This is a genomic window from Exiguobacterium sp. s181 (assembly GCF_018617125.1).
In the GTDB taxonomy this organism is placed as follows: domain Bacteria; phylum Bacillota; class Bacilli; order Exiguobacteriales; family Exiguobacteriaceae; genus Exiguobacterium; species Exiguobacterium profundum.
The window spans coordinates 43,253-62,720 of the sequence record NZ_JACSJM010000003.1 but is presented as its reverse complement, the minus strand read 5'-3'; the positions used below and the strand labels follow the sequence as shown (position 1 = coordinate 62,720).

20 protein-coding genes and 1 other annotated feature are annotated in these 19,468 nt (G+C 47.6%); of the genes, 12 read left to right on the top strand and 8 right to left on the bottom strand.

All coding sequences use genetic code 11. The features are described 5' to 3' along the window. Positions 1–108: 108 nt before the first annotated feature. From KNO70_RS11690 to KNO70_RS11680, 3 genes are all read left to right on the top strand, one after another. Complete coding sequence (locus KNO70_RS11690; RefSeq protein ID WP_078146124.1) at positions 109–744, top strand: FMN-dependent NADH-azoreductase; 636 nt, start codon at positions 109–111, stop codon at positions 742–744. 80 nt (positions 745–824) lie between these two features. Then, entirely contained in the window at positions 825–1,502 is a 678-nt protein-coding gene (locus KNO70_RS11685; RefSeq protein ID WP_031424398.1) for a uracil-DNA glycosylase, read from the top strand. Between the two features lie 143 nt (positions 1,503–1,645). Further along, positions 1,646–1,840, top strand: a binding site (T-box leader). A 45-nt stretch (positions 1,841–1,885) separates the two neighbouring features. Then, a complete protein-coding gene (locus tag KNO70_RS11680; protein WP_214685127.1) occupies positions 1,886–3,445 on the top strand; it encodes an aromatic amino acid hydroxylase in 1,560 nt (519 codons plus the stop codon). Positions 3,446–3,494: 49 nt separating this feature from the next. Here KNO70_RS11680 and KNO70_RS11675 read toward each other — a convergent pair whose 3' ends face one another. Both KNO70_RS11675 and KNO70_RS11670 read right to left on the bottom strand, forming a co-directional pair. Then, complete coding sequence (locus KNO70_RS11675) at positions 3,495–4,493, bottom strand: alpha/beta hydrolase (protein WP_078146126.1); 999 nt, start codon at positions 4,491–4,493, stop codon at positions 3,495–3,497. A gap of 33 nt (positions 4,494–4,526) precedes the next feature. Beyond that, positions 4,527–5,345, bottom strand: coding sequence for a Cof-type HAD-IIB family hydrolase (locus KNO70_RS11670; RefSeq protein ID WP_078146127.1), 819 nt, complete (start codon positions 5,343–5,345; stop codon positions 4,527–4,529). Between the two features lie 129 nt (positions 5,346–5,474). On the opposite strand from KNO70_RS11670, the gene KNO70_RS11665 reads away from it, so the two are divergent. The 4 genes from KNO70_RS11665 to KNO70_RS11650 all read left to right on the top strand — a co-directional run bounded on the left by KNO70_RS11665 (position 5,475) and on the right by KNO70_RS11650 (position 9,394). Next, positions 5,475–6,167 (top strand): response regulator transcription factor, encoded by a 693-nt coding sequence (locus tag KNO70_RS11665; protein ID WP_015880495.1) that lies wholly within the window; start codon positions 5,475–5,477, stop codon positions 6,165–6,167. Then, positions 6,164–7,543, top strand: coding sequence for a sensor histidine kinase (locus KNO70_RS11660; protein ID WP_015880496.1), 1,380 nt, complete (start codon positions 6,164–6,166; stop codon positions 7,541–7,543). The genes KNO70_RS11665 and KNO70_RS11660 overlap by 4 nt, the downstream gene beginning before the upstream one ends. 64 nt (positions 7,544–7,607) lie before the next feature. After that, positions 7,608–7,973, top strand: a complete 366-nt coding sequence (locus KNO70_RS11655; protein ID WP_015880497.1) for a DUF1499 domain-containing protein — start codon at positions 7,608–7,610, stop codon at positions 7,971–7,973. Next, positions 7,970–9,394 (top strand): dihydrolipoyl dehydrogenase family protein, encoded by a 1,425-nt coding sequence (locus KNO70_RS11650; protein ID WP_214812646.1) that lies wholly within the window; start codon positions 7,970–7,972, stop codon positions 9,392–9,394. Before KNO70_RS11655 ends, KNO70_RS11650 begins: the two co-directional genes overlap by 4 nt. 33 nt (positions 9,395–9,427) lie before the next feature. Here KNO70_RS11650 and KNO70_RS11645 read toward each other — a convergent pair whose 3' ends face one another. The 3 genes from KNO70_RS11645 to KNO70_RS11635 all read right to left on the bottom strand — a co-directional run bounded on the left by KNO70_RS11645 (position 9,428) and on the right by KNO70_RS11635 (position 11,305). After that, entirely contained in the window at positions 9,428–10,207 is a 780-nt protein-coding gene (locus KNO70_RS11645) for a flagellar motor protein MotB (RefSeq protein ID WP_214685129.1), read from the bottom strand. Beyond that, positions 10,185–10,967 (bottom strand): flagellar motor stator protein MotA, encoded by a 783-nt coding sequence (motA, locus tag KNO70_RS11640; protein WP_015880500.1) that lies wholly within the window; start codon positions 10,965–10,967, stop codon positions 10,185–10,187. The genes KNO70_RS11645 and motA overlap by 23 nt, the downstream gene beginning before the upstream one ends. Before the next feature lie 86 nt (positions 10,968–11,053). Then, a complete protein-coding gene (locus KNO70_RS11635; protein ID WP_230235447.1) occupies positions 11,054–11,305 on the bottom strand; it encodes a hypothetical protein in 252 nt (83 codons plus the stop codon). A gap of 140 nt (positions 11,306–11,445) precedes the next feature. Between KNO70_RS11635 and KNO70_RS11630 the strand changes: the two genes are divergently transcribed. After that, entirely contained in the window at positions 11,446–12,825 is a 1,380-nt protein-coding gene (locus KNO70_RS11630; protein ID WP_214685131.1) for a TrkH family potassium uptake protein, read from the top strand. 149 nt (positions 12,826–12,974) lie between these two features. After that, on the top strand, positions 12,975–13,259 hold the full coding sequence (locus KNO70_RS11625) for a hypothetical protein (protein ID WP_078146131.1): 285 nt from the start codon (positions 12,975–12,977) through the stop codon (positions 13,257–13,259). A 69-nt stretch (positions 13,260–13,328) separates the two neighbouring features. On the opposite strand, the gene KNO70_RS11620 is transcribed toward KNO70_RS11625, so the two are convergent. Beyond that, positions 13,329–14,399 carry an SDR family oxidoreductase gene (locus KNO70_RS11620; RefSeq protein ID WP_078146132.1) on the bottom strand — a complete coding sequence of 357 codons (1,071 nt, stop codon included), beginning with the start codon at positions 14,397–14,399 and terminating at the stop codon, positions 13,329–13,331. After that, complete coding sequence (locus KNO70_RS11615) at positions 14,396–16,570, bottom strand: PAS domain-containing sensor histidine kinase (RefSeq protein ID WP_214757566.1); 2,175 nt, start codon at positions 16,568–16,570, stop codon at positions 14,396–14,398. The genes KNO70_RS11620 and KNO70_RS11615 overlap by 4 nt, the downstream gene beginning before the upstream one ends. A 126-nt stretch (positions 16,571–16,696) precedes the next feature. Here KNO70_RS11615 and KNO70_RS11610 point away from each other — a divergent pair, with 126 nt between their 5' ends. Beyond that, the gene (locus KNO70_RS11610; RefSeq protein WP_015880505.1) at positions 16,697–17,191 is read left to right on the top strand and encodes a restriction endonuclease; all 495 of its coding nucleotides are present in this window, start codon (positions 16,697–16,699) and stop codon (positions 17,189–17,191) included. Between the two features lie 217 nt (positions 17,192–17,408). Then, positions 17,409–17,891, top strand: coding sequence for an LURP-one-related family protein (locus KNO70_RS11605; RefSeq protein WP_015880506.1), 483 nt, complete (start codon positions 17,409–17,411; stop codon positions 17,889–17,891). 56 nt (positions 17,892–17,947) lie between these two features. Here the strand turns inward: KNO70_RS11605 and KNO70_RS11600 are convergent, their stop codons facing one another. Further along, the gene (locus tag KNO70_RS11600; RefSeq protein WP_015880507.1) at positions 17,948–18,571 is read right to left on the bottom strand and encodes a DUF1836 domain-containing protein; all 624 of its coding nucleotides are present in this window, start codon (positions 18,569–18,571) and stop codon (positions 17,948–17,950) included. A 151-nt stretch (positions 18,572–18,722) separates the two neighbouring features. Here KNO70_RS11600 and KNO70_RS11595 point away from each other — a divergent pair, with 151 nt between their 5' ends. Continuing rightward, positions 18,723–19,373 (top strand): diacylglycerol/polyprenol kinase family protein, encoded by a 651-nt coding sequence (locus KNO70_RS11595; protein ID WP_214685133.1) that lies wholly within the window; start codon positions 18,723–18,725, stop codon positions 19,371–19,373. Positions 19,374–19,468 lie beyond the last annotated feature (95 nt).

Sequence of the window (19,468 nt, the reverse complement as noted above, 5' to 3'; positions counted from 1 at the left end):
TTTTTATTCAATATCTTGAAATTAAAATAATTGACGATGAGATATACAGATGATATAGTTCTAACTGTTATTGAAAAATTAGAGATTACACAAATGGAGGATTACACGATGACTAAAGTATTATATGTATCGGCTAACCCGAAACCAACTGAACTTTCATACAGCAAACAAGTGGCAGAAACATTCGTTTCGACACTCCAAGCAGAAAATCCATCAATCGAAGTGGAAGCAATCGAACTCTACGATGTTGATGTTCAAGAAATCGACGGAGATGTGCTCAGTGCATGGGGCAAATTCGCTTCAGGCGAAGCGCTCACTGATGTAGAAGCGAAAAAGGTAGGCACAATGAGCGGCATGCTTGAGAAATTCATGGAAGCGGACCTTTACGTGTTCGCGACTCCAATGTGGAACTTCTTCTTCCCAGCACGTATGAAAATGTTCCTCGATAGCGTGCTCATGGCAGGTAAAACGTTCCGTTACACGGAGCAAGGTCCTGTCGGCTTGCTTGAAAACAAACAAGCGATCCACATCCAAGGGACAGGCGGAATCTACACAGGAACTGACCTTAACTTCGCAGACGCATACCTTCGCCAAGCGCTCGCGTTCGTCGGTGTATCTGAAGTAACGACGGTAGCGGTTGAAGGGATGAACCAATACCCAGACAAAATCGAAGAAATCGTTGCGGACGCGAAAGCGAAAGCTGAAGCACTTGCGAAAGAAGTTGCAGGCGCAGTAACGGTATAACCTAGAGAGACGAGTCGACTGACTCGTCTTTTTGTATGCAATCATTTTGGGTATGATACAAAGGGAAAGGGGAGTATGCAATGGCAGATCAGTTATCGAGTCGATTACTTGGAGATTGGACGGATATTATCCAAGAAGAGATGAAACAACCTTACTTTCAACAACTAAAGCAATTCGTTGACCAAGCGTATGAAGAAACGATCGTTTACCCGACCCGAGAAGATATTTGGAACGCATTTATTTACACGAAATTCAGTGAGGTGAAGTGCGTCATTTTAGGACAAGATCCGTATCACGGACCGAACCAAGCGCATGGACTCAGTTTTTCGGTGCAAGACGGAGTACGTTTCCCGCCGTCTTTACGAAACATTTTTCAAGAACTAAAAGATGACGTTGGGTGTGATCTCCCGAAGAGTGGTAACCTCGAGAAATGGGCGAAACAAGGCGTCCTGCTCTTAAATACGGCACTGACGGTTGAAGCAGGGAAGGCGGGCTCTCACCGTGGAAAAGGGTGGGAACAGTTCACTGACTCTATCATTGAGCGGCTTGGGAGTCGTGAGGAACCGATTGTATTCATCTTGTGGGGAAATGATGCGAAGAAGAAAATGAAATGGATTGGAGACCAACATAAAGTGCTTACGTCCGTTCATCCAAGTCCTTTGTCGTCCCATCGTGGATTCTTCGGCTCTAAGCCATTCTCTCAAGTGAACGATGCATTGAAGGAGTGGGGAAAACCCCCAATTGAATGGTGTTTATGACAGTCTACGAAAATTCGTAGGCTGTTTTTTGTTGACGCGTCGAAAAACCTTTGGTACAGTAACTAACAAGACGTCACTTTAGTGCTTAAAAGCATATATGCATAACAGCATAACTGTATAAAAGATAAAGAAATGTATACGTAATAGAAGCGAAGAAAGAACCGAAGTAGAGACATCTTCCCTGGCCCAGAGAGCGTGTGGTGCTGCGAACACGCCCAAAAGATGAATCGAATTACAGTTCCTGAGCTCTCATCATTGAGCGGTCCCCCGTTATCGGATCAAGCGGCTAGATATTTTTCTAGCAACCAGGGTGGTACCGCGGCTTTGTCGTCCCTATCGATTCAATCGATAGGGATTTTTTTGATTTCAAAGGAGGACTTCACATGTTGACACAATCGATTCCAAAACACCTAGCCCCACATATTTCACCGCAGTTCTACAATGAATACACACCAACGGATCACGCCGTTTGGCGTTTCGTGTTGCGGTTGAACTTGCACACGTTAGAAGGGAAGGCGCATCCGTTTTACATCGAAGGATTGAAACGGACGGGAATGGGACCGGACCGATTGCCGAACGTCGAACAGATGACAGACGAGATGCAGGCGGCCGGATGGTCGACGGTCGCAGTGGATGGACTCATCCCCGGCGTTGCCTTTTTTGACTTCCAAGGAAACGGGATGCTCCCGGTCGCGACAGACATTCGGAAAGTCGAGAATATTTTATACAGTCCAGCCCCTGACATCATTCACGAGGCGGCGGGACATGCGCCAATGTTGATGGATCCGACGTTTTCGGCAATCGTCAAACGCTTCGGTCAATTAGGGGCCAAGGCGTTCATGAACCGAGAAGAACATGCTTCGTTCGCCGCATTGAAACGCTTGACGATTGTGAAGGAGAATGCGAATTCGACTGAACAGGACATCGAGGCGGCGGAGAAAGCCGTACATGAGGCGAAAGCGCAAGTGACTGGCTTTTCTGAAGCACAACAGGTCGCGCGTATCTTTTGGTGGACCGTTGAATTCGGATTGATTGGTGACCTCGACAACCCGATGATTTACGGGGCAGGCCTCTTATCATCGGTAGGAGAGAGCCGTCACTGTCTGACAGATGCGGTCGTCAAACATCCATTCGACTTGGAGCACGCGCTACAGACGAAGCAAGACGTGACAAACATGCAAAAAGAGCTATTCGTTATTCCAAACTTTGAGACGCTCTCTTCTGTCTTAGATGAACTAGAGGGAAGAATGGCGATTCGAAAAGGTGGGATTGAATCTGTGGCGAAAGCGTTGGCGTCGGGAAGTCAATCGACGATTCGACTTGAAGATGGATCAGAACGTGTCGGCATCGTTCGTCACATGACGGAGTCGAAAGAACATACGCTCATTCAATGGGATGAATGTACCATTGTAAAAAATGGTCAGTTAACGAAACGAGAGCGTCATGGACTCCTCGTTGTCCATGACACGGAATCAGTGCTGGGTCGCGATGACCTCTTTGAGGACGGGACGACTGTTCGTCACGCATGTGCATCTGATTTACTCAAGGATGTGACCGTTCAGTTAAAAGGACGAACGATTCCTCTCGACTCACTTGAGGTACGTGTCGACTCACTTCCATCCGTTTTTCCGGGAACAACGGTAGACGAGCTGATGATGATTGAAAAACCGGTGATCATCGAACGGGATGAGCGTGTATGGACGAACGATGATCCGATGTTCAACCGCATCCATCTCATGCGTGAGCGGGGAGAATCAATCGACGGTCTCATCTCAGAGATCTTAACGCACCACCCTGACGCCTGGTTATTACACATCGAGTGTCTGGAGTTGGTGAAGGATGAAGGACTGAAACAGACATTGATTGAACGTCTTGAAGCATTGCGTCAAACTTCCCCATCCCGAAATGAATTGATTGGTCGCGCGTTCGACCTATTGCGTTAACGAAAAGAGGCGACGTTTTCCATAGTAGGAGAACGTCGCCTCTTGTGCGTTATACAGATTGATTTGTCGTTTCACGTAAGAACGTAATCAAACGACGATACGTGGAATTAGCCGCTGGGCGGTCCATTTCGAAGTAATAATTATGTCCGAGCTCGTGCTCATTCCGATCATAAAAGACAGTCGTGACATCCGTCCGTCCTGAAAGAATCGTCGCAAATTCTTTGGCCTGTTCCTCAAAGGAATGGTCATTCCCGTCCGCGATAAACGTTGGGGCGAATGTAGCCGGTACATTGACGAGTGGCGATGCTTCAGCAACGACCGGGAGAGTCTCCCAATTGTACGTGCCGAAGTATGCCCATCCGATTCGTTTGAACAAGAAGCGGTTCACCGATTTCGATGATTCGAGCCATGTGCGCTTCAAGTCGAGCGGTGCAGACAAGAGGACGGTACCGAGGATAGAGGATTTTGGTACGACTTGTCCCACTTCAGCAGAAGGTGAATAGTCGTCATTCAACTGGACGCCGACAAACTGTGCAACGAGCTGTCCACCATTCGAATCACCTGCAAAGAAGACGCGGTCCAAATCGAGACGGAAGCGGTCATTGTTCTCAGCAATGAACGAGTACGCCTCTTCGATTTGTTTGAGCGGGGTCGGATACATCACGTCAGGTGCGAGTGCGTAATTGATACTGACGACGTTATAGCCATTACTCGCAATCGAAGTGGCATATTTTAACACATCCGATTTATCCCCACCGACGAACGACCCACCATGCACCCAAAAGATTGTTGGGACAGGTTTTCGGTCGCCTTCATAGCGAATCAAATCAAACGTTCCGTTGTCATAAGAAGACAAGTAGTCGATGTCTTTTCGGACAGACGTCTTTTGAACGACTTCCTCAAATCCCTTCATCTCCACTTCGTTCCCCCCTGCGAACGAAGTTTTGATTAAACGTGTGGCTGGTTTAGGTGAAAGGAACACATAAGCCGCTCCTGCGACCGCAGTTCCAATCAATCCGACTCCAGCTCGTTTCAACCCTTTATTCATCTTCCTTCCTCCCATTCTACAATCAGAAGCTTATTACGTGAGGAGTACGTCCGCCATGTACGTTTCGATGACATGAGCGATTCCGTCTTCGTTGTTTGATTTTGTGATGAAGTCCGCTTTCCCTTTGACCGTCGTGTTAGCATTTCCCATCGCGACACCGAGGCCGGCCCATTCAATCATCGTCAAATCATTGTTTCCGTCACCGCAAGCGATGACTTCTTTTTGTGCGATGCCGAGTTGATCTGCAAGGAAGGCGAGACTCGTTCCTTTTGTGACACCTGCTTCCGTAAACTCAAGGAAGAACGGTTTTGAACGGGCCACAGCCAATTTTCCAGCCAATTCTGTTTGTAGCTTTGTTTCGATCGGAGCGAGTGTGTCGCCATCTGCAAGCATCAAACATTTGACGACCGGGGCTGTCACGGCATCTTTAAAGTTGTCGACATGAATGACCGGCATTCCCGTCAATTCACCTTCGATATCCGTATAAGGGTTCGGGCGATCGGTTACGATTTCGTTACCGACGTACGTATGAATCGCGATTCCTTCCCGTTCACTGATATCATGGAGATGGGCGACTGTATCCGGCTGGAGCGTGCTCGAAAAAATCTCCTCGTTCGTCGCACAATCGATGACTGAGGCACCGTTGAACGATAAGATGTAGCTTCCGTATTTCGCAAGTTCTAATTCACGGGCTGCATCCCACATCGCAAACGTTGGTCGTCCGCTCGCGAGAACGACTTTATAGCCGCGCGCCTGTGCATCGAGAAGTGCTTCTTTTGTCTTAGGGGAAATCGTATGGTCGCTCGTGAGGAGCGTATCATCCATATCCAATACAATCATCTTGTAACTCATAGTAGTAGGGGGTCCTCCTTCAGAATCTAATGACTCCATCCTAAACCTTTTTAAGGTCAATTGACAACCTTGTCGCAAAAACGTAACTATAATGTAGAGAAGTGAACTCTAGAAGAGGTGGAAATCGATATGAATCGAATTTTAGTAGCTGAGGATGAACATGCGATTCGCAGCTTCATTATTGTCAATTTAAAACGAGCCGGATTCGACGTCTTTGAGGCGACGAACGGTCGAGAAGCGGTCACCGCATTTGACCGTGAACCGTTCGATGTCGTCCTATTGGATGTCATGATGCCGGAAATGGACGGATTCGAAGCATGTGCTGCCATTCGTGATCTTGACGAAAATGTAGGGATCATCATGTTGACGGCACGGACGCTCGAAGAAGATAAAATTGAAGGGCTCGGTAAAGGTGCAGACGACTACATCGCCAAACCGTTCAGTCCAGGTGAATTAGTGGCGCGCATCCAAGCGTTGTTGCGCCGTGTCGAAAAAGTGAAACGAAAAGATTCGAAACGCTTGAAGTCGGGACCGTTCGCAATCGACCTCGCCGCAAAACAAGTGACGAAGTATGGACAGTCGATCGATTTGACGCCGACGGAGTATGACTTGATCTGTCATCTCGTCCAAAACGAAGAAATCGTCTTGTCACGTGATGCGCTACTCGATGCGGTATGGGGCGTCAACTATTTCGGTGACCGAAAGACAGTCGACGTCAACATTCGTCGCTTGCGTCAAAAAATTGAAGATGACCCGAGTCATCCGGTCTACATCGAGACGTTGTGGGGTCACGGATATAAATGGCGGAGACATGAGGCATGAAACAACAGTTAGTCATTCGCATGATGATTGTCGTGACGATCGTCTTGCTCTTACTCGTCAGCGTTTTGTCTTACGGGACGTATCGCTACTATTACGAGTATGAGTCAGAAGCGTTACTGAGTCATGCGACCACGAGTGCATATCTATACCCTCAAGCCCAAGTAGGGTTTGAGACGCCGAGTGCCTTTTCCGTCCTCGTCCGGACATTCGGATATCCTGGAACTGATTTGACGATTGTCGACCGGAGCGGTTCGATTGTCAAAACGACGGGACAACGAACAAGGCAGGCCTCATTCTCTCAAGAACAGTTACAGCAATTGTCGCAAGGAGAGTCCGTCGTGCAGGACTATGACGTCGGGGATGAACATTACTTGTCGGTCACGAGTCCCATTATGACGAACGATACGTCCGAGTTTGCCATCAGTTTCACGCGACCGCTTGAAGATTTAGACACGCTCATTCGCGAAATTTGGATGACGGTCGTCATGATTGGCGTCTTGATCTGGTTGCTCGCCCTATACACCGTCATCCGGATTGCCGATCGCTTCGTCAGACCGATTCGTCACATCATCGAGGCGGCCGATGAGATGGCTCAGGGCGACTTCGATGTATCCGTTGAGTCAAATGAGAAACATGAGCTTGGAGCCTTGGCTCGAACGCTCACGTATTTAGGCGCGAAAGTCCAGCAGCATCAGTCGACACGTAACGAATTCCTCTCGAGCGTGTCGCACGAACTCAGGACACCACTCACATCGATTAAGGGATGGACCGAGACGATTCGGGGTGGTGATGAGAAACTGTCTGAAGAGACAGAGCTCGGTTTAAGCATCATCCATTCGGAGACAGAGCGCATGATCGGTCTCGTCGAACAGCTTCTTGACTATACAAAAATTGAAGAGAGTCGGTTGGTCTTGTATCGCCAAGAACTGGACCTGGTCTCTTTGTTACGTCAAGTGACACTGCAATTGAAACAGTCACTTGAAGACAAAGGCATCACACTCATCGAACGCTATCCTCAAAAATCGGTTGGACTATTTGATGAGAATCGATTGAAACAAGTGTTCTTAAACATTCTCGAGAACGCGATTCGTTTCTCACCAGACGGAGGAACGTTGACCATCCGCTTCGTACAATCGGAACGTGTCGCCTTTATCTCCATTATCGATGAAGGTCCCGGCATTTCACGAGAGCATTTGCAGCGCATCACCGAGATGTTCTATCAGGCTCATGTCACAGAAGGTAGTAGCGGGCTTGGGCTTGCGATTTCAAAAGAATTGATCGAAGCGCATGAAGGCAAACTCGTCATCGAGAGCGAGGTCGGACACGGGACGACAGTGACCGTCTTATTGCCGCTCGACCCGAGTGAACTACATTAATAGGATTAAACCTCCCGAATTCAGGCTACATATAGATGTATGTAGACTGAGGGAGGTTTTTATAATGGCCAATCAATCTTTGAAGCCGTTAAAAGGAAGTCCGAATGCTGTGTCAACCCAAACTTCAATTGAAGAATTGCGGATGGACCCACTGCCGTATGCGGGCAGCCGCGGGCAATCGATCGAAGCCATGAAGATGGCGATGAATCAGTTGCCGCGGGCTGAATTGGTGAAGGAAACAGATGAAGGACTTCATTATGTAGTGACTTCGAAAGTGATGCGATTTAAAGATGATGTCGATTTTTTATTTGATGACGCTACTCAACAAGTCGAGTTTCGATCTGCGTCGCGTGTCGGCTATTCAGACTTTGGCGTGAATCGAAAACGAATGGAAGATGTGAGCGAACGATACCGGAGGTTGATTCGATGAAGGACTATCAGTTGATTGTCATCGGTGGTGGTGCTGCCGGGATGACGGTGGCCGCAGGGGCTGCGAATTTAGGCGCGAAGGTCGCGCTTGTTGAAAAGAACAAACATTTAGGTGGTGACTGTCTGCATGTCGGATGTGTGCCATCGAAAGCGTTGATTGCTGCTTCAAAAGAAGCGAATGCGATGATGCGCGCGGCCCGAGTTCTCGGAACCGAGTTCAATGGACAAGAGCATTATCAAATGTCAAAAGCGCGTGTTGACAAAGCACGTGCCATTATTCAAGACCATGACGGAACAGAACGTTTTGAAAAGATTGGCGTCGACGTCTATATCGGAGAAGCCTCGTTCCAAAGTCCGCACGAATTAAAAGTAGGGAACGAGTTATTGATCGGGAAAAAATTTGTCATCTCGACGGGGTCGAAACCGACAGTTCCTCCGATTGATGGACTCGATCAAGTCCCATACTTAACGAACGAGACGGTCTTTGAAGAAGAGACGCTCCCGGAGAGCCTGATTGTCATCGGCGCCGGAACGGTCGGACTTGAATTGGCTCAGTCCTTTGTCCGACTCGGCTCACAAGTGACCGTGCTCGAGGCACAGGATGATTTCCTACCTAAAGAAGACGAGGACGTCGCCACCTATTTGAAATCTCAACTCGAGATGGCGATGCGCCTAAAAATCGGCGTAAAGGTCAATCGAGTCGATGAAGTCGATGGCCGCATTCGTGTCACGACAGAGGTGAACGGCGAAACGGTCGAATATGAAGCGGACAAACTGCTGATGGCGACAGGTCGCGTTCCCCGAATCGATGCGCTTCGTCTCGACCGGGCGAACGTTCAGGTGACGAAAGGGTATATCGATGTCTCGTCGTCATATCGGACGTCACAATCTCATATCTTTGCCATTGGCGATACGATCAAGACGCTCCCATTCACACATGCCGCTGGAGAAGAAGGGAAAGCGGTTGTCGCGAACGCGCTCTTTGGATTATGGAACAAGGTCGACTACAGCAAGCTCCCGTGGATCACATTCACAGACCCTGAGGTGTTCCATGTCGGGATGACAGAGAAAGAAGCGCGCGAGCGTTATGGCGACGACATTGAGACGTATGAAGCGAAACTGTCCGAAGTGGACCGCTTCATTGCTGAACGTCAAGAAGCAGGCTTTGTCAAAGTGATTACGAAGAAAAATGGAAAAATCATCGGAGCTCATGCAGTCGGTGAATCTGCGGGGGATTGGATGCAAATTGTCGTCTATGCGATGCAACGTGGCGACAAAATCGGGAAGCTGTCCCGTATGATTTACCCGTATCCGTCGCGAAGTGAGGCCGTGAAGAAAGTGACAGACCTTTACTGGCGGAAACGTTTGTTCGAAAGTCCGCTCACCGAACTTGCGAGACACTACTTTAAATTAATGCAATAACACAAATCACCCACTCAAACGAGTGGGTGATTATTAGTTTGGTAAGGTGATGGTTTCAATCATCTTCGGTTCGCCTTCAGAAAGGTCGACGAGTGGTTTAATCAACACTTCAACGCGTCGGTTTTTAGAGCGACCTTCTTCTGTATCGTTCGTCGCGATCGGTTTAAACTCACCGTAACTTGCGAGTGTGAATTGGGCCGGGTTCAAGGCATCATTTGCCAAAAGACCACGCATGAACGCGGTCGCACGTGCCGAACTGAGTTCCCAGTTTGACGGGAAACGTGCCGTATTAATTGGAATGTTATCCGTATGACCGGAGACGACAATCTCTCGCTTGCCCGCCTTCTCTAAAATCTGACTGATGTTTTGTGCGACGGCACGAGCATTGGCATCGAGTGTCGCCTCTCCTAAGTTGAACAGGGCACGGTCTTGAATCGTCAAGACGAGACCGCTTGAATTGATCGTCGCTTTGATTTGGCTTTCGAGACCATTCTTTTTAATGTATTTGTTTACATCTTCTTTTAATTCATCAAGTTGAGCCAATTCATACGTTCGTGGGTTGGCGGTCGTATTGGTCTTGTCTGTACGTTCGATGTCACTGTTTGAGGCAGTCGAAGCTTGAAAGACGCTGACGCCTCCGGAGAACACCTGGTTGAAAGACTGTGACATTTTCTCAAGCTTTGTCTGGTCGATGTTACTCGATGCGAATAGTACGATGAAAAGCGCGAGCAACAGGGTCAACAAATCGGCGTAAGGAATCAGCCAGCCTTCGGGAATGTGTTCTTCATGATCATGCTTCTTTTTGCGCTTCATAGTCAGCTCGCTCCTTTGGAGACAAATACACAGACAGTTTATCTTCTAGCGTTTTTGGAGATTCACCACTTTGAATCGATAAAATCCCTTCAATCATCATTTCCTTGATGATGACTTCACTCTTCGAATACTGCTTCAATTTATTGGCAAACGGGAACCAAAGCACATATCCGGTGAAAATCCCGAATAGTGTCGCGACGAAGGCCGCTGAAATGGCATGTCCGAGCTTTTCGATATCGGATAAGTCTTTCAAGGCAGCAATCAATCCGATAACGGCTCCGAGTACCCCGAGTGTTGGGGCATATGTCCCGGCCTGTGTGAAAATATCGGCGTTTGCTTTATGGCGCTGTTCCATATTCTCGATGTCGCGTGACATGACTTCCGCGATATATTCGGAAGGTTGACCGTCGATGACCATCATCATGCCTTGGCGTAAAAATGGTTCTTCGACTTGTTCGAGTGCCGTTTCAAGGGAGAGGAGTCCCTCTTTTCGGGCTTGTGTCGACAAGTCGACGAATTGCGTGAGCAATCCAGACTTGCTTGGTAGTTCTTGTTTTTTGAACAAGATTTTAAATAGTTTTGGAACGTTCTGAAGTTGTTCCTTCGATACAGCGATACTGACGGCCGCGGCTGTACCGACGAAAATGATAACCATTGCGGCAGGGTTGATCAGCGGCGCAACACCTGCTCCTTTTAATAGCATTCCACCGACGAGGGTGAGGAACCCGAGTATGAGTCCGACTAACGTAACGACATCCATGTCTTTGTTTTCCACCTTTCCGAAATAAATCAGGACAAAAAAAGCGAGAGACGCCACTCGTCTCCCGCAACATGCGTTCCCGATGATTAAGCGCCGTTTTCATCAATCAACATTTGAATGCTGATATTTCGTTCTTCACGCTCTATATCGGTTAATACGTCGTATTTTTTTAACAATGCGTACAATTGATTCACGACTTCTTGCTCGAGTGACCAATTGAGTAACTCTTCTAGCTGAAAATAAAGGTGAGCGGGCATACATTGTGATTGACGCTCTAACCTTCGTGAGACATCCTCTATCGAATGATCTACCGTACTAGGGTCCACGGTTTCATTCAACCTCCTCAACATTCTTAAAGTCTATCTCCCATAATACCAAAAAATCGAAGAAAGCGTTAGAGATACATTTTCTTGTTGGCATTTAGAAAGGTGAAGAGTAACATGAGGCTTAGAATAATAGAAGTGAAGGAGATGTCGTGATGCGGCATAGACTGTCAGCGCGTGAGGTGCGCTTGAAGCGAATCGAGGTACTTTACCGAGCCGTATTTGAAAAACCTGCCCGTTTTATCGCGGGAGGATTTTTACTGGCGATTTTTATCGGGGGCACTCTTTTATATATGCCATTTGCGCAAGAAGAATCGGTTTCTTGGATTGATTGTTTATTTATCGCGACGTCTGCCGGAACGGTCACTGGACTGTCGACAGTCGACATCGGCTCCTCCTTCACCCTGTTTGGTGAATTGGTCATTGTCGCCCTCATTCAAATCGGGGGTCTCGGGTTTATGACGATCGCCTTGATGTTGCTCAGTGTATTAGGGAAGAAAATCGGATTAAAGCAGCGAATCTTGTTACAGGAATCACTGAATTTAGCGGGGCCGGGAGGAACGGTTCGTCTCGTACGGAACATCGTCTTCACGACGGTCATCGTGCAGTTCATCGGGATGTTGTTTTTGACGTTCGAGTTGTTCAGTACAGAGAACTATTCTTTTGGAAAGGCACTTTATTACGGTTTCTTCCATGCAGTGTCTGCCTTCAATAATGCTGGATTCGCATTATTCCCAGACAGTCTCATGTCATTTGAGCAGAACACAGCCATCATTGTGACCATCGCCATCATGATTATGATTGGAGGTCTTGGCTTCACGACGATTGCCGATACCACGGAAAAGAGAGGCTGGAAACGTCTCGCCCTCCATTCGAAAATCATGATTTTGTCACTCTTGGTCATCAATGGTGTCGCTTGGTTCGTCCTCATGATGTTTGAGTGGGTATCGAACGAAGGGGTATTGTACGGTCGATCCCTCGGTGAGGCGTTACACGTAACGTTCTTCCAAGCCGTGACGACACGGACGGCCGGCTTCAATTCCATTGATATCGCGACCATGGCACCAGCCTCAATCGGTTTGATATTGATTCTGATGTATATCGGGGCAGGGGCGGCTTCGACAGGGTCGGGGATCAAAGTGACGACGCTTGCCGTCATCTTTGCGGATATGTGGGCCTTCATCGCAGGGAAGAAAGAAACGGTCATCATGGAGCGGACGATTGATGCGTTTCAAATCAAAAAGGCGTACGTCGTAGCCATCTCAAGTTTCTTGTTCATTATGATAATCACGACACTCGTCATTTTATCGAATGGCCACATTCCGGCGACTGCCATTTTATTCGAAACGGTCTCGGCGTTTGGGACAGTAGGGTTGTCGCTCGGCATCACAGCGGAATTGAATGATGCAGGGAAGGGCTTGATCATGTTCATGATGCTTCTCGGACGTGTCGGGTCGTTGACCATTCTCTTTACCGTCGCACGTCAAGCCGACCGGAAAATTCGCTATCCGAAAGAGAAGATTTTGATTGGTTGAACGTGTGTTTTGGGCTGCATTCCTCATAGAGGGACTGCAGCCTTTTTAAGTGAACGTGGTCAGGAGGCGACATTTTTTGATGGCCTTCATCGTATGAAACGATTGGTATATAATGGGTTGGAAAAGGAATGATCGAGGAGGCTTTTGACTTGTTATCTTGGCTTGGTATGACAAAAGGGGAGAAGACAGGACGCCCCTTCTTCGGGGACGTGTCGAAACGAGCGGTAACGCTTGTGTTACTCTCCTCGTTGATGTTGATGTCTGGTGTGAAGTTGCTATTGGTTTACTTGATTCCGACTGCGTATTTGGAGGATGACATCATTGCGGTTCTTCCTAGTATCGTAGGGCTCCTTGTGGCATTGGTCTATATCCTCGTCCTCGAGCGTCTGCTTCACGATCAAGCGGTGTCTCGTAACGATGTGGATGAGATGTAAACACGTGTACGCTGTGATCGAACGTACACGTGTTCTTTTGGTTCCAATCATAGTTGAAGCCCTGACGAATCAGGGCTTTTTGTGTGCCATGAAATAATGGACAATCTCTGGGAGGTAATCCTGGAGGTCCGGACAAACGATGCCCGTTCCGTCGAGCGCCCGTATCGTTTGTGTCGTGTCATAGTGAACGGGATGTTTAAAGTACTCCAATAGTTCGTGAGGAACCTCGAGCCGTTTGGCACCATTCCAAGCAGTGAATGCCGCGTCGGCAACGGCATGAGGAACGGTCCCGCGAGGAGAGCGCTGAAACATCGTCTCATGCAACATACGATACACCTCGCGTGCGCCGTGTGGGAACGGATCCGTCAAATGGAATGTCCGCTTTAGACCGTTTGGAGAATGCGCTAAGAAAGCGGTCGCTTCTACTACATAATCGTACGGAACGAGGTTTACCTCAACGTTCGCCCGCCCGATGTAAGGGAGTGGGCGCATCTGTTGGAGTTGTGTCATCAATTGTAAGACGAAATAGACACCGTCGAACTTTTTCGTTTCGCCCGTGCGACTATGTCCGATTACGATGCCAGGACGAATGATGGTGATGGGCATGCCTCCCATTTCTCGCGAAACGAGTGCCTCTGCTTCATATTTAGTCGCTTCATAATGATTTTTGAACTGGACTCGGTGCCATAATTCATTTTCATAGACCGTTCCACGACGACGTCCGGCGATATAGGCGGTACTAAAGTACACGTAACGCTTCAATTGTTTCGAGCGTTTGGCGAACGCGGTCACATGCTTGGTCCCGAGGATGTTGACGCGATAGCCGACGTCATACGAAATACTCAAGTCATATGCGGCAGCGAGGTGGAAGACGTAATGGACATCTCGTTCAATGACAGACCGCATGATCGGGTCGAGAATCACTTCGGGTAACGTGATGTCTGCTTCGACAAGGACGAGCTGATGTGGCGCAAGCGACGTCGTTGACAGTAGCGTATCTCGTAGCTCTTCTGCATCACGTTGTTGATTCGGAAGATGCAAGGCATAGATGACTCCGATTTGATGCGGTAACGAAGCGAGGTGTTCAATTAATTTTCCTGCTAAAAAACCAGGGAATCCGGTAAAGGCATAATTGTTCATGACGTTTCCTCCGCTAAGTCTAATGTGAATGTAAAAGTCGACCCTTTCCCGACTGTCGATTCCACTTCGATGCTCCCACCATGTGATTCGATAATTTCTTTACAAATCGACAACCCGAGACCGGTTCCACCAATTTTACGTGTATCCGAATTATCGACCCGATAAAACTTAGTAAACAACTTTTCAAAGGCGTGCTCGGGAATCCCGATTCCAAAATCACGAATGGAGACATGAGCTTGATCGTTGTCTTTTCGGACCCGCACTTCGATTTCCTGTCCATTCGGAGAATATTTGATTGCATTTGAAATCAAATTGACGAGAACTTGCTCGATGCGATCTCGGTCGGCAACGAGATACAAGTCATCATCCGCATGATCGAAATGAATGGTATGATCACTCGTTTCGCGGAAGCGTTCAATCACTTCTAAGACAAGTTCATTCAAAGCGAAATAATCTTGTTTATATTCTTGGTGACCATCTTCCATGCGTTGGATGTCCAAAAAGTCGTTGAGTAGGACGGTCAATCGTTTCGCTTCCCGCGACATCGTCTTCAAGAAGCGCTCTCGTTTTTCAGGCGTCAAATCTCGAGCGAGCATCAATTCAATATATCCCGATAATGAAGAAAGAGGAGTTCTTAGTTCATGTGAGACCGTGCTCACCAGTTCATTTTTAATCTGGTCCATCCGCTCTTCCTCGGTTCGGTTACGAAACACAAACAAGAAACCGCTATCCATACCGATTTGTCGTTTTGTATCCATCGTCGTTCCATACATCTCATAGTATTCTTCATCTCGGTCGTTTGGCTGTGGGATGGAGAAACGCATCGATACTTCACGCGCTGTCCCATCGAGAAGTTGATCCATCTTTCGTAGCATCTCGCTCCTGTCACGAGGACGGAACGTGGAGAGGAGCGGGATACGCTCCTGAATTTTGTTTGGAGCAATCCCAGGTAAGTCCATGAGTCGTCTTGCGTGGACGTTCATGAACAAGACACTCCCGTTCGATTCGGTCAAAACGAACGCTTCATTCGATGCTTGTAAGATTGACTGGATGATATCGCGCTGACGGGCGATGGCATTTTTTTCACGTTCGAGCATACGCTCTACTTTTTTACGGTCGCTGATATCACGCATGACCGCGACTCGTAACGTTTGCCCTTGATACGTCACTTCTTTCGGATACACTTCTAGTTCTAAGAACGTTCCATCTTGCCGACGACCAATCACTTCGTATGGCGTTTGAATGTGATTGCGAATGCGTCGCAACACATCGGCCCGGTACCCTTCCGCGATAAACTCGATCGTCTGGCGTCCCATCATTTGCTCTGCAGGGATTTTAAAGATGGATTCCGCTGCCTTGTTCGCATCGAGAATCATCCCATCTTCATGGAACAGAACGGCTTCGATGACCGATTCGGCAAACATGCGATAACGCTGTTCCTTATAACGGAGCTCACGTTTCAACTCAATCTCGGAACTCACATCAAATACGAAGAAAAAGAAGCCGATGAGTTGCTCTTGCTCGTATACGGGATGCATGAATAGTTTGCCGATGAAATGTGTCCGGTCTTTACATTGAAACTTCCATTCCCGGTCACCTTTGTCGAGTGCGAGGCGCAACATTTGTTCGAACGATAGCAACCGTTCCGTCTCGTCTTGATAAGCAGAGCGCTTTTCACTTAATTCTCTCGATTCAAATAAAGCGAACGGTGTCATTTCGTAGAGCACTTCATGGGGCGCATAGCCAAACAGTTCCGTGGCCCCCTGATTGAAACGAGTAATCAACAGATTCGCATCCGTCATGATCATCGCCATGTCGAGTTCGGTGTGCATCATCGCCTCAAAAGCGTTGTGTTGAATCGTCACGCGTGTATCATGGGGCAATGGCTCAATGGAGAGGATATATTGATTTTCCCACGGAATGGCGTGTACTCGCATCGTTGGCAGTTCATACATCCAAGGTAGTCCTTGTTCCATCCGACGAGACAATTCCATCGTAATCGGTGACTGATTGACCATATGGAAAAGGTTCGAACGTCTCTGTAGATTCTCAGGAAACTGCTCGAGAAACGGACGGTTTGCCTGAACGATTGTTCCATCTTTCTGTATTAACGCAACTCCGTAAGGTAATGCATGAAGTAACTCACTTTGGAGATTGGAATGATTCTCCATGAACAGTCATCCCTCCTTCGTGGTGTCAGACGAGCACATCTTCTATATCATTCGACAGATCCCCCTTTCATTTCCTGCCCTCAAAACGGTAAAGTGAGGGAGAGGAATTGGAAAGGAAAGATGAGCATGATTGGATTACTCATTGGGATCATCGGTGCCATATGTTTATGGTGGTTCGAGGCACCGCTTTGGAGCAGCGTACTGCTTCTCTTGCTTGGAATTGCATGGTTTATATGGAAAGTAAGGCTGTCGACCATCGACCGCATTGATCGGATGGATGGTCGGGAGTTTGAATTATTTTTAGAGGAAGTGTTCACCGCGCTTGGTTACACGGTCACGGTGACTCCAGCATCACGTGACTTTGGTGCTGACTTGTTATTGGAGACACCGGATGGATGGTCGATTGCCGTTCAAGCAAAGCGTTATGAAAAGACTGTCGGACTCGAAGCGGTTCAACAAATTGCAGCGGCCGTTCCCTATTATCAAGCACACGAAGGCTGGGTCGTGACGAACTCGAATTTCACGGACAGCGCATACGAATTGGCGGCGCCAAATCAAGTTCGTCTGATTGCAAGAATGGAGCTTGAAGAACTTTTAAAAGAAGCGGGATATAAGCGATGAGAATAGGCTTGTTCACAAGTTCGACAGAATCCAAATGATGTCGAAAAAAAAGGGTTGTCTTTTTCTTTAAACGATGCAATAATCATCTTCGTCATATGAAATATGTAGTAGTTGAAACGAGATAAAAACTACACAGAGAAACGATTGGGGTTTTCAGTAATACCCGACCGTACACATACAAACAATCACGGTTGGAACGTGCTAGGAGGAAAAAGCGGTGCGCAAATTAATTTATGTAAAAGGTTGCGTCTTTACACAAGGTGAGGCGACCATTTATGACGAGACAAATGATGCGATCGGATCTGTTCACCGCGACGCGGAAGGCAGTGTCCAAGTGCACAATTTGTCTGGACGACAGATCGCTCATGGGAAATACATCCCAAACTGCCAAAAATGGGTCGTGATGAACCATGATGGACAGGCGATTGGTCAATTGAAAGACAAGTTCTCGTTATTCGGGAAAAAGTGTGAGTACAACGTCTATGAACGCGGACTCTTCACGATTCAATATGATGTGGAACGTCACAAGTTTAGCGTTCGCGACAAAGCAGGTAAACTTGTCGCGGAACTACGGAAACAAGAAGACGATACGTTCTGCTTAACGAAAGAAGCCGATCAGTTATCGATGTTCGAACTCCTTTCCGTCTTAAAGACGTTAACGGTCAAATCACGGATGCCGCTCGCAGCATCTGTCTCATAACGATGACGAGCACCGGTCAAGAGACCGGTGTTTTTTGATACGAAAAAACCGTCTCATCAAATGAAACGGTTCAAATAGTGCTTGGCCTCGAGTTCGAGTGTCGTCACCCGATGTGCGTATAGACAAAGCTTCAAGACGTGAATGATATTTGGATGTTCATAGTTCATCTTTTCGAGCGAACGCTTCGCCCGTGTATCGAGAAGGTCGATCGGGCTTGTTGACTTCGCATACTCCGCGTAAAGTCGATAAAAATCAATCGGTTTGATGAAGTCGTCTTCGTCCCGGTCAGGGTTGTTGAAGATGAGCGCCAACAAGGAACTCGTCTCTTCGAGGGAAAAAAGGTGTTTCAAGTCATCAAGGAGATAAATGATTGCCGCTTGATGCAAGGAATACTTTTTACCGATTCGTGGGACACCGATGATTTTACGGACTTCACGCTTCGTCCAGTTTTGAATCGTCGTCGCGGAGAGATGCTCGCCGGTCAATGCGTTAGCGAGGGCGACGATTTGATTAATCGATAAGCCGTTCTTTTCAATATGAAACAAGTGGATTTTTCGAAGCTCTTTTGGGAAATGTTCACGCACGTCTTCAGGGAAGAGGGCGATGGCTCGCTCGATTTCTCCGACCTGCATAAAATGAAGGCAATCTGCCAAAGTTTGAATTGAAGTTGCGTCGCGCATACGGCCACCCTTTCTATCGCCAACAGCGTACGTTGGCTATACAGTCATTTGACCTCATTCTACCAAATGTTTGAAAAGTAAGCTAGGACGGGCACTGATTAAGGTATAATGACGGTATCATACACACTCTATATATGAAGGTGGTCAAGCAATGAATGAATGGATTCGTTCGATTCTTTCCATTGTAGTCGTCCTCGTGTTTCTCGTGGGTCTCGAGCAAGTCGGGAAACGTCTTGGATGGACGGATGAAACGATTCGAAAAAGTGTACATATCGCAGTCGGACATTGGTCGTTACTAGCAGTTTGGTTAATGGATTCATGGTACGTCGCGGCAGTCCCGCTCATCTTCTTCACATTTGCGAATGCGGTCCTTTTGTATAAAAGCCCGTCACCGGTGCATCAAACGGAGCGGAAATCATTCGGGACCGTATACTATCCGATTGCATTGCTCATTATTTTATACTTCTTCTTCGAGTCTGAGCCGATCGCGTTTTTAGCCGGGTCACTCGTCCTCGCCTGGGGGGACGGGATGGCAGCACTCATCGGGCGTAAATATGGGACGGTCGTTTATGATTTATATGGCCAAAAGCGTTCTTTCCAAGGAAGCATCGCCATGTTTCTAAGCTCGTATGCTGTCTTATTTTTATTGTTTTTGTGGAATGATGTCGTCCTTTGGCAAGTGGTAACATATGGGTTTATCATTTCCATCATCGCTACGCTAACTGAAGCGATTTCATATCGAGATTGGGATAACTTTACAATTCCTATCATCGTTGCCATTGCGACATCGCTATTGCTATAAACTAATCATGAATTTGTAAGAAAAACGTTGCTTGTCACGTCCAATAATCATTTGTATACTGTGATTCGTACTGAAACCATTCAGTGACGTGCTCG